At 47.0% G+C, this 236-nt stretch carries 1 pseudogene; it reads right to left on the bottom strand.

Annotated elements, in window-relative coordinates:
• Window positions 1-236 (bottom strand): annotated as a pseudogene (locus SB775_RS33830) (endopeptidase La); the annotation flags it as partial.

The following is a 236-nucleotide window of genomic DNA, read 5'->3' as shown; positions in this document are numbered from 1 at the left end:
ATTTGCAGCTTATCTTTACCCAGTCCATGATCCTCCATTTGCTTAGGCAAAAGATATCCGCGCAAAATATTCAGCTTTTCCAGCTCGGTGTAGCCAGAGATCGAGATGACCTCCATCCGGTCCAATAGCGGGCGAGGAATCGTATCTAGGCTGTTCGCTGTCGTGATGAACATCACGTTCGTCAGGTCGTACGTTTCTTCTATATAGTGATCGCTGAATTTGTCGTTCTGGTTAGG

The sequence above is a fragment of the Peribacillus sp. SIMBA_075 genome (assembly GCF_046534585.1).
Note: the sequence above shows the minus strand (reverse complement) of the source record. Positions and strands in the feature narration are given on the sequence as shown.